Below are 16,384 nucleotides of genomic sequence, written 5' to 3' on the forward strand. Positions count from 1 at the left end.
ATCTAGCTGCAGCCAACTTTCTAGGGTATCATCTATCGCCGATCCCTCATTTCCTTCAGTCTTTTGCTTTAGCGTAGCACAAAACGGCTGGACGAGTCTCAACTAAAAAGCAGAGAATTATTTCCAGTTTTATGCAACAAATCTTCAACGCCATCCGTTTAGTGGATACAGATAAAATAATGGAAACCTACACTAACTTAGCAAAGGATGAGCTATATGAAGAAAAAGCTTATGGCCGTTGGCCTCCTGACGACCGCTATTCTCTTAACATCAGCTTTTACGCCTGTCTCTACGCATGCAGGTCAAGAAACGATCGTCAAACTTGAAGGCCAAACTATCGCGTTCTCCCACCAGCCTCGCATGATAGATGGCATTCTCATGGCGCCTGTTCGCGATCTTGCAACCGCTTTAGACATGGAAGTAACCTGGCGTGAAGCAGAACGAGTTGCTGTCGTTACACGCGATGGGTACGAGCTGAAGCTTCCCCTTAATTCCAACAATGTCCATGTCAATGGGCAAGCAACCATCATGAAGGGTGTCACCCAAATCGTAAGCGACTCCCTCTACGTTCCGCTGCGCTTCTTTATGGAAAGCTTTCAGCATGTCGTCCGCTGGGATTCAGCAACCCATTCCGTTAACATTACGAAGCAAACGGATAGCTTGCCGGTTGTCGGTACTTATGACCACTTGATTACCTTGTTGACGCAGAATGAAAGCAACGGGTCATACACAAATGTTGTCATGACGAAGCAATCTCTAAGTACTTCCACTGTAACAGCAAAAGCCGAAAGTGCTGGAGTCGCTGTCCAAGATGCAGCCAAATCCGTATCACCCGAGTACTCGGGAACGAATGTGCAAGTGCAAGGCGTCGATGAATCGGATGTCGTCAAGTCAGATGGCACCTACATCTACACCGTGAATAAGCAGCGGATCGTCGTCACCCAAGCGTATCCTGCAGATGAGATGAAAGTGCTGAGCATGCTGGATTTCTCTACCGCGGCCAACACGGCCAACACGCAGTTCCAACCAAGTGAAATCTACGTTGACGATACCCATCTAATTGTTGTGGGGCAATCCTATCAGAACCTTAAACCCGTGCCATATAACGAAGCTGCCAGCAGCAGCAGCAGTAAAGCAATCGGCATCTCAGATAAAATAAGGATCTCCCCGTTCCCTATGCAGGCAACGACGAAGGTTATGGTTTACGATCTCAAGGATCGCAGTAACCTGAAGCTTGTCAAAGAGGTTGAACTCGAAGGCAATTACATGTCATCCCGAAAAATCGGAGAATCGCTCTATTTTATCGCAAATAAATATGTTAATTACTATCATTACCGGGAAATGGCGAAAACGGAAGATGCCATTAAAGATCTAGCTCCAGCTTACCGGGATTCCGCGGCAGGGGATGGTTTCATTTCAATTCCATTGGATCAAATTTACTATTTGCCCAAAGCGCTTGAACCTAACTATGTGCTCGTCGGGGGTCTTAATCTGAACGATCTGACGCAGACGATGAATGTCACCCCGTACCTCAGCTCAGGGCAGAATATTTACGCATCCGAGGAGAACCTCTACGTGGCCGCTACAACGTATGAAGATCAGCAGCAGGACACCATTCTCTATCAATTTGGGCTTAACGCTGGGAAAGCTGTGTACAAAAATACCGGTAAAGTGCCAGGTCATCTCCTTAACCAATTCTCGATGGATGAGCATAATGGATACTTCCGTCTTGCAACGACCACAGGAGAAATGTGGCGGACAGATGAGGGTACATCCAAAAACCACGTCTATATCCTTGACGCGAATCTGAAAGAAGTAGGCAAGATCTTAAACATCGCGCCCGGCGAGCGCATCTATTCTACCCGTTTCATGGGCGACCGCGCTTATATGGTTACTTTTAAAAATACGGATCCACTATTCGTCTTAGACTTAAAGCAACCCGATCAACCGAAATTGTTAGGGGCATTAAAGATTCCAGGCTACAGCAACTATCTGCATCCTTATGATGAGAACCATATTATTGGCTTCGGCAAAGATACGGTTGAAGTCGATAACAAAAGCACGGCAGGCTCATCATCCATCGCCTATTATCAAGGCATGAAAGTTGCTCTGTTCGATGTATCTGATGTGAATAATCCGAAGGATAAATTTACTCAGTTGATTGGGGATCGTGGAACGGATTCAGAACTGCTGAACAATCACCGTGCTCTGCTCTTTGACAAGGAGAAGCATCTACTGTCCTTCCCTGTTACGGTGATGAAACTCGATCCGGCCACCAGCAATTCGAATAATTCGGTTAGTGCATACGGAAGTTTTGCTTTCCAGGGGGCATACGTTTACAACCTTGATTTGGAAAAAGGTTTCCAATTCCGCGGCGGCATCACCCACATCTCGCAGGATGATCTAAGCAAAGCAGGTCAGCATTACTATGCAGGCGATAAACAGGTGCAGCGCGTTCTCTATATCGGCGATACCTTATACACCGTCTCGAACGGGTTCATTAAAGCGAATGACCTGAACACCCTAGAGGAAAAGAACGAGGTCGTTATTCCTTAAGCACTTGCATTAAATATGCCGGAAGGCTCGAGGCATATACAGGAGGAGATTTTGCCTTTCCGTGATTGCGGGGGATGGCATTAACGGGAAAATATACAGCTATTTTCGTGGAATTTCCGCGATAATTGAATTTAACTGTAAAATATACAGTTAAAAATGCCTCATTTGTCCATATCGCGTATAATGGGTACAATTAACTGTACATTTTCCATCTATTCGGAATTTGGCCGGATAAAACGCAAATTTTAACTGTATAAAATCCATTTATTTATCTCGCGCGCGGGCGAAATGGGATTGCTGCAGCGCTGGGGAATAGGATTGCTGAAGCGCTGAGAAATGGGATTGCCGCTGGCGGGACCCGAAGCGCTCTGAAGTTCAAGAAGCCCCGAATCCACATAGGATCGGGGCTTTTCGGTTTGGCTCGGCCAACTTATAGGGCCAAAGCCGCTTTCATGTACGTGGCTAACGCTACGAGTTGGTTCCCCACGATGCGCTGCGTTTGCTCCTCAGCAGCCTTCGCGGCAGGAACCATCGAGAGCTGGGCAGCGACCACGCGCTTCGTTGGATTCGCCTCAATCACACCGATCAGTCCTTGTGTGACGGCTTCGATGTATGCATGCTTCTTGCCTTGCATGATGAGGTCAAACGTATCCGCAAGTAGGGTAGGCGTCGCATCTAGCGTTATCCCTTTCTTAGCCGCGTAAGCCGCTAATTGCTTCATCGTCCCCTCTACGGTACTTGGATTCGTGAAAGCAACCATCGTAGGCTGATCCAGCTGACACATCTCTTCGAACAGCGGATCATCGATTTTAATAATAGGGATTGGTAAGTGGTGAACGTCTTCATCATAAATAGCTGTAAAAAAAGTACAGGTTATTAAAATCGCGTCAACGTGGTTGCTGGCTATCCAATTCAGTGTGTCGAGCACTTTCTTTTGAGCCAATTCGGTCGTGAAATCCGCATCTCGCTTGATTCGATCCAGCCCAGGATCGACATAATGAATAAGTTCCACATTCAAGTTGCGCAGGGCAGTTTCAATATGTTCAATATTTGAATAATGAGCATGAAAGCATCCGATTCTTAACATCGCTAGTCTCCTAATATGTACGTTTTCAAGAAGTCATTACGGAACTTGCCATGGGGATCGCATTGGCGGAGCAGTTGCTGAAACTCAGGCAGCTTCGTATACAATGACTGCACGCGGTCCGGCGACATCGTGAACAGCTTGGCCCAATGCGGCCGGGCCTCGAATGGCGCAAGCTTCTCTTCCATTATAGGCAGTAGTTGCGCAACCCCTTCCCAATTCGGTTTCCATGTAAAATGAAACGCCACCGTTTCCTGCTTATAGCAGGGACTCATCCATAGATCATCTGCTGCAATTGTACGCACCTCAGAAACATACAACAGTGGCGAGATGAGCTCTTTGATACTGTCGAGCTCACATAGTGCCGCATACGCATGTTGACGAGGCACATAGTATTCGCTCTGCAATTCTTCTCCTGCACTAGGTGTGAAATCCATCCGGAAGTGCGGCATACGTTCCTGCCAAGGGCCCGGTATTCCCATCTGTTCACTGCAATTCTCGGAAGTGTGACCTGGCACGGGATGACGCTGTGCGTCCGCGAGCTTCGCTCCAAACAATTCAGGTTCCACCTGCACATTAGCAGAGGATGAATCCGTCATTGCCTGCTTCTTCCAGAGCTGATTAAAGGAAGATTCCTGCCAATTTGTGAACAAGCTGACACTATAACCACTTGAGAATATATCGTCGAAATGCGCTTCAAGCTGTGCTAATGGCACATTGTCGTATACATGCTGATACATCTGAAAAGATGGGACTACATCCAAGGTGATCTTGGTTACGACACCTAATCCACCTAGTCCAACGGCTGCACCGGCAAGGTGACCATTGTCATCCTCACGGGAGAACTGCACGATAAGCCCCTCCGCTGTGACCACTTCCATAGCATGCACGGCTGTCGCCAAATTGCCATGACGATCACCAGAACCATGTGTAGCCGTAGCGCATGCACCTGCAACTGTAATGTGAGGTAAAGATGCAAGATTATGCAGCGCATACCCATTCGCATAGAGATACTCGCCTAGCTCACCATAGCGAATGCCTGCTTCAACCGTTACCCTATTGTTCGCGCGGTCCAGTTCAATCACGCGATTCAAGTTCTGAAGGGAGATCAAGGTTTCTGTACTGTCGGCGATACCATTAAATGAATGGCGCGTTCCAAGCACCTTGATTTGTTGACTCCGAGCCACCAACGCTTGGATTTCTTCTACATTCGCTGGAACATAATAATTCGAGGCGCTGTATGTATAATTACCAGCCCAGTTGCGTTGTTCATTCATCATTGTTATCCTCCAGCATCATCATAAATAAATTTATTAACATTTTAACATAGTCACCCTGAACAAGCCTATTTCCATTGCTGAGAGGGTTAGAAAAAAGGCTAAGCACCCCGAGAAAGAATTTCTTCGGAGGGGACTCAGCCTTTACTTAAGATCTTTTTAACTACTGACTTTGTTGAAGCAGCTTCACGGCATCACCGAAATGATTTCGTACTTGCAGGAGTACATCCAAAGCCTGCTGCTGGCTAACACTGAACATTTCCATCAGAATAGCCACTCTAGCATCGCCCTTCGCATCCATTCCAGCTTGTCGTGCCCTTTCTTCATCAATGCCCGTTGCTTCTTGAATAATTCTAACCGTACGTTCCCTTAACTTGTGATTGGTAGCCTGAACATTCACCATTAAATTGCCATAGATCTTCCCCATTCGAATCATTGTCGTGGAAGAGATCATATTCAGCACCATTTTTTGTGCCGTCCCTGCTTTTAAGCGTGTCGATCCCGTAATTATTTCCGGCCCGACAGGTACTTCTATTGGAAATTTCACAACGGTACTGAGCGGTGTATCATGATTACAGCTAATACCAACAGTTGCTAAACCTAGCCGATTCGCTTCAAGGATGGCACCAATCACATAACGGGCCGTTCCGCTGGCTGTAATTCCAACAACAACATCCCCTGGTCTGACAACCTCAGCAATAGCGAGCCCCCCTGCATGCTCATCATCTTCCGCATCTTCTATGGATGCACGAATTGCTTTTTCACCACCAGCAATGAGACCGTTTACCAAATCCTCCTCTACCCCAAATGTCGGTGGACATTCGGAAGCATCTAAAATCCCCAGACGCCCGCTTGTTCCAGCTCCGATGTAGAAGAGTCGACCACCAGCCGCCAACGCTTCAGAAATGGCTGCAATAGCAACAGAAATCTCAGGAATTGCGCCTCTGACAGAAAGTGCAACCGTTTGATCTTCCTCATTCATTAAGGTTACGATTTCTTCGATACGAAGTTGGTCAAGATGCAGAGACTTTTCATTTCTCTGCTCAGTAGCCGGTTCATTCTTCTTTTGTTGCGTCAAAACGATTCCTCCTATTCTTGGGTGATCCGTTGCCATATTACTTCACGGCGCCTGCAGTCATGCCTTCCATGAATTGTTTAGAAGCTAGGAAAAATATAATCATCATGGGCACAGAAGCCAACGTTAGCCCTGCGAACAGCATACTTAAATCTGTCGAGTACTGTCCGAACAAGGAGAGCATGCCCACCGGAATTGTCTTCTTTGCATCATCTTGAACAAATATAAGCGGGAAAAAGAAATCATTCCATGCCGTGATAAAATTCATAATCATCACAGTTCCAAGCGCTGGACGCATTAGCGGCAGTAAAACATGCCACATCACACCAAAGTCAGAGGAACCATCTATACGTGCCGCCTCTTCCAGCTCCTTCGGGAGCGTTCTGAAGAAGCCCGTTAAGATGAGAATCGCAAGCGGCAAGCCGATCGCCGTGTATACACTAACCAACGACCAAATCGAATTCAACATCGAGAGTTTCTTCATCAAAAGAAACAGGGGGACAATCCCAAGCTTAATGGGAATCATCATGCCCAAGAGAAAGAAGAAGAACAATGCCCCATTCCAGCGGAACGGATATCTGGCAATATAGAAAGAAGCCATAACACCGAATAACAATATTAGAACGACGGAAACTACGCTAACCACAAGACTGTTCCAAAAATAAGTGAAGAAGGGAATTTGATGGATTAACTTACTATACGCGGCAAACGATAGCGATGTTGGTAATGACATCGGATTTTTTAGAATTTGGATGTTCGTCTTTAAGGAAGAGGTCAGCATCAGAAAAATCGGATACAAACTGACCAGTGCCCCCAAATACGCCGCAGCGTATTGGAGTCCCCGAACGGATTTGTTGGTTTTCATGGTCTGCCTCCTGTCTTAATGCTGCGTCGATTGATTCCTAGTAAAGTACAGGAACAGAGCGGATATCGTTGCAATAATGAAAAATAGAACAACAGCTAATGCCGAACCAAGCCCAAGTGCGACCGAATCGCCGCCAGACGAGCCGCCAAAAGCAATTCGATAAAAGAAGACAGCCAACGTGTCCGTCGAGTTATATGGCTCACCCTGTGACCCTTCCATTGCATAAATCAACTCGAATGCTTCGAAAGCATGAATAAACGTAAACACCGTAATGATAATCAGGGACTGACTCATCATTGGTAAGATGATCGAGCGAATCAAACGGAAGCCTTTGACCCCATCCAATCGGGCCGCTTCAACAACCTCAGATGAAATCGCCTGTAAACCTGCAAGGAATATTAACATGGAGAAACCAACACCAAACCAACTGTTGACGATCGTAATGGAAGTTAACGCCGTAGCTGGATCTCCCAGCCAAGGTTTGGCCCATGAAACAAGACCAATCTTTTTGAGCATGACATTCACAACGCCATTATTCGGATTCAACATGAGCTTCCATAAGAAGCCTACTACAATGACAGACAACAACCTGGGTAAAAAGTAAGCCATTTTCAAAAAATTCGAACCCTTAAGTTTACTATAAACAAGATAGGCAAGCCCAAAGGCAATCACGTTTTGTACGGCCATCTCAACAGCGAAATAATAAAGGTTATGACCAAACGCATTCCAAAACAAATGATTAAACGGTTCCTTCGTAAACAAGCTTACAAAATTGCCGAACCCAACGAATTCCCCACGGATGAGGCCCTTCCAATCATAAAAGCTGTAACCAAATGCGGAAAGGATCGGGTAAATCACGAACATCATGTAAACTGCGAGGGCAGGGACCGGGAACAGATGAACTGCTCCCTTTTTCCACCCGGACGATTTGGCCAAGTCATTCATGCCCCTCACACCTCTTCTTTACTTATTTCTTAGGTTTAAACCACGCATCTGTCATCTTCTGAACTTCTTCTGTCACTTGCTCCGGTGTTAATTTATTTAGATACATACCTTGAATAGAATTTTCTAATGTAGCTTTCGTTGTTGGGTTACCCCCATTGAAATAAACGACAGCAGCGTAAGGCGTGGAGATCGTATCGGCATTTTTGGCAATTTTGGCTACCAATGGATCATTTGCCGCCACGCCAGGGATCGTACTTGGTTTTTGCAATTCATTCACGGCAAGAGCCCCGAATTCTTTTGTTGTTAGAAATTCCATGAATTTCAGCGCTTCCTGTTTATGAGCCGATTTGGCATTCACGGAAAATGAACCATCTACCCAAGTCGTTACCGATTGTTTGCCATCTGCTTTCATTGACGGAACTGGGAATACATCCATTTGAAGGTCGGGATTCGTTTTCTTCATGACCGCATACTCCCAATCCCCCATCACCATCATCGCAGCCTGTTCCGTAACAAACATGTTTCTCATATCATCCATGCCAATACCTACGTAATTATCAGGGAAATAGGGTGTTAAATCTTTCAGCATTTTAATTGAACTTACATACTCAGGGCTTTTGAAGTTCGCATCCCCGGTAACAATTTTCTTCATGAAATCCGTCCCATAAACTGCCGGCCCAAGCGTCCCTTCTGTCAGCGATAGAATCCATCCTTCTTTTGAACCGAAAGCGAAAGGCGTTACTTTATTCTTCTTCAATGTATCCGCTGTTTTGAGGAGTTCGTCCCACGTTTTAGGTTCTTGAAGATTGTATTTTTGAAAGATTTTCTTGTTATAAAATACTTGCGTCGAGCTGAAGACGGTTGGAACCCCGTATACTTTACCGTCAGATCCCGTAGCAGCCAGTAAGGTATCTTTCGAGAATACATCCATTCCTTTCACATTCGTCAACGGCTCCAAGTAACCAGCATCCGCTAAAGCCGCTCCAGCTGCATAAGGGCGGAGATGAATAATATCTGGACCATTTCCGCTTTGTAGACTTGTGTTCAGCGCTGTGTTGTACTCCGTATTCTTGGTTGGTTTAAACTCAATATCTATATTGGGATTTTTCTTTTTGAACTCAGCAATGATTTTTGTGTAAGCTTCTGTATCTTCTGTACGCCAGCTACCAATCGTCAGCTTCACTTTATCCTGTGTCGGTGCTGTAGTTGGTGCAGTGCTTGCTGTACTAGGGGCTGCACTAGGCGTTGTGCTGTTCGTGCTGCATGCGGCAAGCATGGAAGAAGCTGCGACCAAAGTTAATAATGCTCCACTGAATAAACGTTTCATATAAAAAGCCTCCCTTTAATTTTCACTTGTATGTTAACCTCCAGCATGACTAGAGGACCAAACCATTTCTATCCATTGCGTTTGCCAACTTGGACGGCCTGTCGCGTCATCTCCAGCGAGGTCACACTTGCCTCGTAGTGGCAGCCAGCAATGCCAACGTATAGAATATCGATAACATTCAGTTGAGCAATTCTTGAGGACATCGCTCCGCTGCGGATACTTTTCTCCAAGGTGCTAGTAAATAGCTGAATATCTGCAAGGTCCGCAACTGGATTAGATCCGAATCGGGTCAACGTTATGACCGCTGCGCCATTATTCTTCGCTACTTCCAGCGAACGAATCATATCTTCCGTTTGACCCGTATAAGAAATACCAAAGACGACATCACCAGGAAGCAGGTTAGCTGCAATGGTAGCTTGGGCATCAAACCCTGTACCAATCTCACACCACCGATTAATCCGTGTAAGCTTTTGCTTGAAATCCTCTGCAATGATTCCTGAAGCACCCACGCCGAACACGCCAATTTTTCTTGCGCGGCTTAACGTTTGTATCGCTTTCTCCACACTTTCCGGTGAGAGGACAGTTAGTGTATCTTGAATGGAAACGATATTGTTATTCGTGACTGATTTGATGATCTCCCCAATGGAACTGTTCGCATTAATTTCCTGATAGGTCTCTGTCGGCAATAACGACTGTGACAAATCACCAGCAATTCGCATCTTAAGCTCCAGATATCCTTTACAGTGGAGAGAACGTGAAAGCCGTATGATTGTCGCTTCACTAACACAGGCAAACTCGGCAAGCTTCTGTACAGAAAGGCTAATCACTTCTTGCGGATGTTCCAAAATGTATTGTGCCACTTTGCGCTCACTCGGCTTCAAACTTGCCATAGCAGCTTCTATGCTCATTAATCCACCTTTTAACATAGGCAACATCCTCTATCGTTTTTTATGGCGATTCGTATATGTTAGTTTATCTAACGTATGGACCTCATTATAATAAGTTTTATTTCATTTTGTAAATAGTTTTTTGAAATTTTATTTCATAATGTCATTTTCGCTATCATAAAAACCCTTACATTGGTTCCAAATCCTCTTTATCCCTCCTTAAACGCCAATTTACATGTCAGGTAATCTACATTTCTTGAACAAGCCTTCCTAATTCAACATACCGTTTCACATAAAAAAAATAGCTTGCCGATTTCTCGGCAAGCTATTTCCTCGTATGATTAAGCCTCATGTTGCAAGTCGTGTTCCACTTCTTTTTTGATTTTATTCGGCATCATTTTCGGTTTGCTCGCGAACCACTTCGTATACAAGTCTTCGTAAGTGCCATCTTTGGATACGGATTGGAGCGCCTCGTTAATTCTTCCGATGTACTTGTTTTTCTTCTTGGCAAGAATAGCAAGACTATCTTTCTTGAACGGATCCCCAACGATTTTCACAGACCCTTGCGCTGTGTTCTTAATAAAATCCTGAGCATTCCGTTCCTCGACGATAACTGCGTCTGCTGTATGACTTTTTAACTCCGCATAGGCATCGGAGATTTTTGAATAACTGTGGATTTTCACCCCTTGAATTTCACTCGCATAGTAAAAACCCGGTGAGCCATTTTCGGTGGCTATCGCTTTATGAGCCAAGTCATCTTTCCCTTTGATAGCTGAGTTCTCGGAAGCCGTCAGAATCACTAAGTTTGTTTGAAAATAGGGATCCGAATATTCCAGATCGTTACTGCGTGCGTCCGTAATTGTCTTCCCCGCAATGGCCAAGTCAATATCACCAGATTTCAATCCTTTATTCATTTCGCCCATTTCCATGGGTACCAACTCATATTTCAAGTTCGACTTTTTAGCGATCGCCTGCCATAAATCCACTTCAAAACCCTTCTTCTCCCCACCATCCGTATACGTATATGGGCGGAAATTGTCTTCAATGCCGACTTTGACCGTTTTATTCTGCGTGCATCCTGAAGCGATCAGGGCGATTAATAGGGTGATCCAGAGAACAATTCCTCGTTTACTTCTAAAGCCTTCATTCATTGCATCCATACCCTCCTCATTAGGTAAACATAGGTATTATTTGTCAATAGGCAGAGGGTTATACAGCCGGGGTAAGTCAAACCATTGAAGAAGCTGAAGCACTAGCCAAAAGCATTCGCGCCAGTGTCAGTATTAAACCCGCGCAGCGTGAGGCGATTGAGAAATTGTTTCCCACATAAAGAGTACCAACCGCGGCTAGGTCCTTTATATTTTGTGCCTTTTCTACCGTATCGAAATACGTAATTCGTCTTCATCTGTCCCGAAACGAACATTAGATACATGCTCCTGCACGTCCATATGCCCGGAACTGATATCTGTAACCAGCATGTCTTGTCTTTGATAATTTTTAAAATATACATCCTTTACATAAGAATCCTGATTTACTCCCTTTATTAAAGCCCTCTGTTCTCCACTACCACGATAAGTGATGTTATCTATCGTAATGTTTTCGATAATCCCCCCGTCTCTATCTCCTGGAAAACGTTCATCCGTTCGGAATTGAAATACTGCGGCTTTATAAGGATCTCTAAAAGCTTCGATTCGTATATCTTTAAATAAGATATTTCGAATATCATTACCTCCATTTGCCCATAATTTCAATACACCCGTAAATTTATCAAGGATATATACCCCTTGCTGATTCAATACATCGATATTCTGAAACGTTAAATCTGATATATGGGCATCTGGTTCACTTCCCAGACCTATGAGAATGGTATGCGCGTCATCCCCCCACAGCACGCTATTTTTCACCGTATTATTGGAGGTTGGACCATAATGATACATCACAATATCATCATCAGGTGTTCGAATAAATACGCCTGTAATGAGACCGTCGTTCGATCCACTGAAATGAATCCCATCCGCATTTACTTCATAGGCGATAATATGAATATTTTGAACAACGGGTCTTGTAGCAAAATTCATTACCACGGCCCACATGGTTGGATCGATAATGGTAATGCCTTCCACCCGATTATCACTTCCTCCGCTTAACCAAATCGCACCTGTCCTACCTTCACCTGGAGTCGGATTGGCATGTTGCAATTGGCTGCCATCGAGAATCCCACGCCCCCTTATGGTTATATGATCCACTTCGTCAGAAGAAATCGATCCGTAACAAACAGCACCAGGCGCCATATACACCGTTGTATGATGTTGGGAAATAAAGAAAGATTCACCCGAATGCCAGTTCCCATAATTGGAACTTGTTCCATAACAGGTATCCTCATTCCCATCAACGGCATGGATGTAACTAGGCATAGCTCCCCCAATTGCACAATTTAGTGCCAGATTCGTAGTACCCTCCGCTTCATAAACTTTAAACTCACCAATCGAATTGCTGAATACCCAACCTGAATTAACATTGCTTCCTAGAAGCATGAGCCGCACATATCTTGCTTTCCTAGGGCTAAAAGAGCTTGTTATATATCCTTCAAGCGTATTACCGGTACCATCATAGACAAGGGAATACGGATCATTAGCCTCCACTTTTGTTTCCAAAAGGTACTTATTCGGGTAGGAGAGCGGCTCCATGCCTAGACCCTGCATCTTTAATATCGTCTGTCCGAGATCAATGCGATCGATTGTATACACGGCCCCAAGATCAACCTCTAACCAAGAACCTTTCGGCAAGGTATGCAGGCCGGGTTTAAAATAATAGGTGTCTTTCCCCTCTGGCAATTGCAAAGGAATCGCATCCCCGGGATGAATGAGGTGAACATTCGGCGCACCTTCAGAAGGCACATCCGTTTCTAAAGGATTGGTTAAGATATGCAGGTCTTCCGTGTTCCAACTATCGTTGATGCGAATGACGATTTTACGTGGAGAATCCTCGTCCTGTGTAGTTGAGAACGTGAGGGTATCTCCCATGTGCACCGCATGAATGTCATATGAACTGGGCCTGATATCATAGCAGTTCATCGTTCCACCATGATAAATGACTTTGACGTCTATGGAACCAGAGAAATCAAAAAGCACCATAGAAGAATCAAATTTTGTTCCATCCTGATGACCTAAAATAACATTGTAAACGAATATATCGGTCCACTCCGCCCCATGCGAAGGCTTAATCTGAACTGTAAAGGTAGGATTCTTTGCTATTCCTGCTGGGGGGGACCATGTATGAACAGTATTGGACATTTTTCCTCCTGTGAAACCTGAATTTGATTACAGCTTTTTGCTAATTCGTAATAATTACATTGTCAAAATAAAAGATTCCGCCTGCAGGAGTTTCAGACGATACGAAACCTACTCTGCCTATATCATGGGTAGCCGATTCCAGTGATTTAGTCGCATTAATCAGCACATTATCGATGTACAAGTCGAAAGTATCCGTAATCGTATTGATAACCAGTTTCACATCGTACCATTGATTGATGTTGTAAGGCATTAAAGCTGTCCAGACATTCCCGTTGTTGCTGTATATGTTTCCTCCGCTATCAAAGCCAACTTGGGTAAGCTCAGCTCCTGCAGAGTTGTATATCGCAAGAGACTTCCAATTGGTTTTGTTGGCTATATTCATTTTGGCCTGAACGGTTACGATACCGGACATTGCACCTATGGTCTTATACGAATTGACGATGCTGCTCGTCGTCTTGAGCATCTTCACACTTTTATCCGTCGAACTCGGTACGGCTTGGACAGTGGCTCCCGATGTGCTGGTCCATCCGCTTGGCGCGTTCCCAATCGTATCCGAGTTGAAATTACTGTCAATAATCGTATGCAGGAAAGATACTTTTACTTCATCAAAATAATACGTGCCTGTAGCAGATTCACCAGAAGTAAACATGACATTGGCCACATTCGTTGTATCAACTTCAAGCAACTGGTTGGCTGCTTTCAGAACACCATTCAAATAGAGGTTATATTGGTCTGTTGCCGTATTGAGCTCAATCTTAATGTCGTACCATTGATTGGTAGTGTAAGGCATAATAGCCGTCCAAACCGAACCGTTATTACTGTAGATGTTACCAGCAGAATCAAAGCCAACCTGCATCAGCTCAGTACCTGAGGCATTCAGTATAGCCAACGATTTCCAGTTGGTTTTATCGACGATTTTCATTTTGGTCTGCACAGTCACGATACCGGATGTTGGCGGTAGGGATTTGGAACTGCTTATGGCAGCGCTTGTCGTCTTACTTACACGTACACTTTGGTCGCTTGTGCTTGGATCTGGCTGAACCGTTATTCCTGAGCTGCTCGTCCAACCTGCTGGGCCACTTCCAGTCGCTTCGCTATTGAAATTGGCTGTATACGAATAGTTCACATTTGAAACATTCCCCGCACTCGTGATGTTGCCTGATGTTTGATCCGTAACCAGACTCCCATTTCTCGTATAGTTGTTGATATAAATATCTTTGACATCATTCGTGCTGCTTGCGCCAGACAAAAGCGATGTCAATTCCCCGCTCCCCTTATAGGTGATATTATCCATGGTGACGTTTGATATTCGGCCATTGCCTTCTCCCGCAAACCGTTCATCGGTGCGGAATTGAAACACGACGGATTTGGCAGGATCTCGGAAGGCTTCTATTCGAATGTCTTTAAATAACACATTTTTTATTTCATTGCCGCCATTAGGCCATAGCTTCATGACACCGTTGAATTTAGTCAGATCCACGACCCCTTGTTGGGCAAGGACATCCAAATTTTGAAAAGTTAAATCTGTGATATTGGCATTAGGTTCCGTTCCTAAACCGATGAGAAGGGTATGTGCATCATCTCCCCACAGAACGCTATTCTGAACGGTATTCAATGAGGTTGGACCGTAGTGGTACATGACAATATTATCATCTGGCGTTCTTACAAACGAACCCGTAACCAGCCCGTTCTTACTGCCGGAAAAATGGATGCCATCTGCATTCGCCACATAAGTGATAATGTTTACGTTTCTTACGGTAGGCCTTGTTGAGAAGTTCATAACGACCGTCCACATGCAGGCGTCTTGAATGGTAATGCCTTCGATGGTATTGTCACTTCCATTATTGAGCCATATAGCGCCTGTTCTTCCTTCCCCAGGGCTTGGATTTGCATGCTGCAACAAGCTGCCATCCAATATGCCACGGCCTTTAATGGTCACATTGCTGACGCCGTCAGATGATATGGATCCATGTACAACTGCGCCTGGCTGTAAATATACCGTCGTATTATTCTTGGAGATATAGAATGACTCGCCGGGGTGCCAGTTTCCATATCCATTTTTGGAGCCAAATTGAGTCATTGAATTGCCGTCAAATAATTGCGTATAACTGGGGAAAGCTCCGGCAACCCCATGATTTAAAGCTAGATTGGTGGTGCCGCCAGCTTGAATCACCTTAAATTCAGTCACGGTATTGCTAAATAGATAACCGGAAGTCGTATTGCTTCCCAGCAGCCGCAGTCTCACATACCTAGCATTCTTAGCCGAAAAACTCTTGGTTATAGACCCCAAAAGGCTGTTGCTTGTCCCATCATAGAGCATCGTGTAGGCATCGCCCGCATTTACTTTCGATTCGACGATAAACTTATTCGGATACGCAGGGCCATTCGTATATAAAGGCGCTTGCTCAAGTCCGATCTTGTCGATCGCATACACAGCGCCAAGATCAACCTCTGCCCACGAACCTTTGGGCAGCGTGTGTTCACCCGCTTTGAAATAATACGTATCTTTGCCGGCAGGCAGCTCCAGTGGGATGGCATCTCCTGGATTGATCAGATACACATTGGAAGCCGCCTGCGACGGAGCATTGGTCTCAAGCGGATTCGTTAGGATATGCAGAACGCCTGTATCCCAACTGTCATTGATACGCACCGCGATTTTACGTGGGGAAAGATTGTCCTGTACCGTGGAAAAGGTGAGCGTATTCCCCGTCTGGACGGCCTGAATGCTATACGAAGACGGCGTAATGTTATAGGAACTGATTGTTCCGGCATTGTACGTAACTTTCACATCTAATGAGCCAGAAAAATCAACATTCACATAGGATGAATCAAAATTTGTGCCGTCTTGATGACCTACTTTAACGTTGTATTCGTATAGATCCATCCAGGTTGCCTCATCCGATGGTTTCACCTGAACCGTGAATGTTGGATTCGCTGCAGTACCTGAAGGAGCGGACCATACATTGGCTACATTTGCACCTGCTGCCTTCGCATGTATCCCGCCTACGAAACCTAGCATAGCAACCAAGCTAAAAAGGAATAAGAATAACGAATATCGTTTCATCATGAACATAA

Annotated in this window: 11 protein-coding genes; 1 reads left to right on the forward strand and 10 read right to left on the reverse strand. The window is 45.0% G+C overall.

What is annotated here, in order from left to right:
* The first annotated feature begins 216 nt into the window (after nucleotides 1–216).
* The gene (locus AC58PV_RS12595; protein WP_497432581.1) at nucleotides 217–2,556 is read left to right on the forward strand and encodes a beta-propeller domain-containing protein; all 2,340 of its coding nucleotides are present in this window, start codon (nucleotides 217–219) and stop codon (nucleotides 2,554–2,556) included.
* A gap of 430 nt (nucleotides 2,557–2,986) precedes the next feature.
* Here the strand turns inward: AC58PV_RS12595 and AC58PV_RS12600 are convergent, their stop codons facing one another.
* From AC58PV_RS12600 to AC58PV_RS12645, 10 genes are all read right to left on the reverse strand, one after another.
* On the reverse strand, nucleotides 2,987–3,643 hold the full coding sequence (locus AC58PV_RS12600) for a hypothetical protein (protein ID WP_497432582.1): 657 nt from the start codon (nucleotides 3,641–3,643) through the stop codon (nucleotides 2,987–2,989).
* A gap of 2 nt (nucleotides 3,644–3,645) precedes the next feature.
* Nucleotides 3,646–4,917 (reverse strand): FAD-binding protein, encoded by a 1,272-nt coding sequence (locus AC58PV_RS12605; protein ID WP_497432802.1) that lies wholly within the window; start codon nucleotides 4,915–4,917, stop codon nucleotides 3,646–3,648.
* Between the two features lie 163 nt (nucleotides 4,918–5,080).
* The gene (gene murQ, locus AC58PV_RS12610) at nucleotides 5,081–5,995 is read right to left on the reverse strand and encodes an N-acetylmuramic acid 6-phosphate etherase (protein WP_497432583.1); all 915 of its coding nucleotides are present in this window, start codon (nucleotides 5,993–5,995) and stop codon (nucleotides 5,081–5,083) included.
* Between the two features lie 37 nt (nucleotides 5,996–6,032).
* Nucleotides 6,033–6,857 (reverse strand): carbohydrate ABC transporter permease, encoded by an 825-nt coding sequence (locus AC58PV_RS12615; protein WP_497432584.1) that lies wholly within the window; start codon nucleotides 6,855–6,857, stop codon nucleotides 6,033–6,035.
* A 15-nt stretch (nucleotides 6,858–6,872) separates the two neighbouring features.
* On the reverse strand, nucleotides 6,873–7,802 hold the full coding sequence (locus AC58PV_RS12620) for a carbohydrate ABC transporter permease (protein WP_497432585.1): 930 nt from the start codon (nucleotides 7,800–7,802) through the stop codon (nucleotides 6,873–6,875).
* 22 nt (nucleotides 7,803–7,824) lie between these two features.
* Nucleotides 7,825–9,129 (reverse strand): ABC transporter substrate-binding protein, encoded by a 1,305-nt coding sequence (locus AC58PV_RS12625; protein WP_497432586.1) that lies wholly within the window; start codon nucleotides 9,127–9,129, stop codon nucleotides 7,825–7,827.
* Between the two features lie 68 nt (nucleotides 9,130–9,197).
* Nucleotides 9,198–10,055, reverse strand: a complete 858-nt coding sequence (locus AC58PV_RS12630) for a MurR/RpiR family transcriptional regulator (RefSeq protein ID WP_082927470.1) — start codon at nucleotides 10,053–10,055, stop codon at nucleotides 9,198–9,200.
* A 302-nt stretch (nucleotides 10,056–10,357) separates the two neighbouring features.
* A complete protein-coding gene (locus AC58PV_RS12635) occupies nucleotides 10,358–11,167 on the reverse strand; it encodes a substrate-binding periplasmic protein (protein WP_497432587.1) in 810 nt (269 codons plus the stop codon).
* Nucleotides 11,168–11,389: 222 nt separating this feature from the next.
* Nucleotides 11,390–13,309: a glycosyl hydrolase family 28 protein gene (locus tag AC58PV_RS12640; protein WP_497432588.1), complete on the reverse strand. Its 1,920-nt coding sequence runs from the start codon at nucleotides 13,307–13,309 to the stop codon at nucleotides 11,390–11,392.
* A gap of 40 nt (nucleotides 13,310–13,349) precedes the next feature.
* The gene (locus AC58PV_RS12645; RefSeq protein WP_497432589.1) at nucleotides 13,350–16,382 is read right to left on the reverse strand and encodes a discoidin domain-containing protein; all 3,033 of its coding nucleotides are present in this window, start codon (nucleotides 16,380–16,382) and stop codon (nucleotides 13,350–13,352) included.
* Nucleotides 16,383–16,384 lie beyond the last annotated feature (2 nt).

This window comes from Paenibacillus sp. J22FR83 (genome assembly GCF_059691955.1).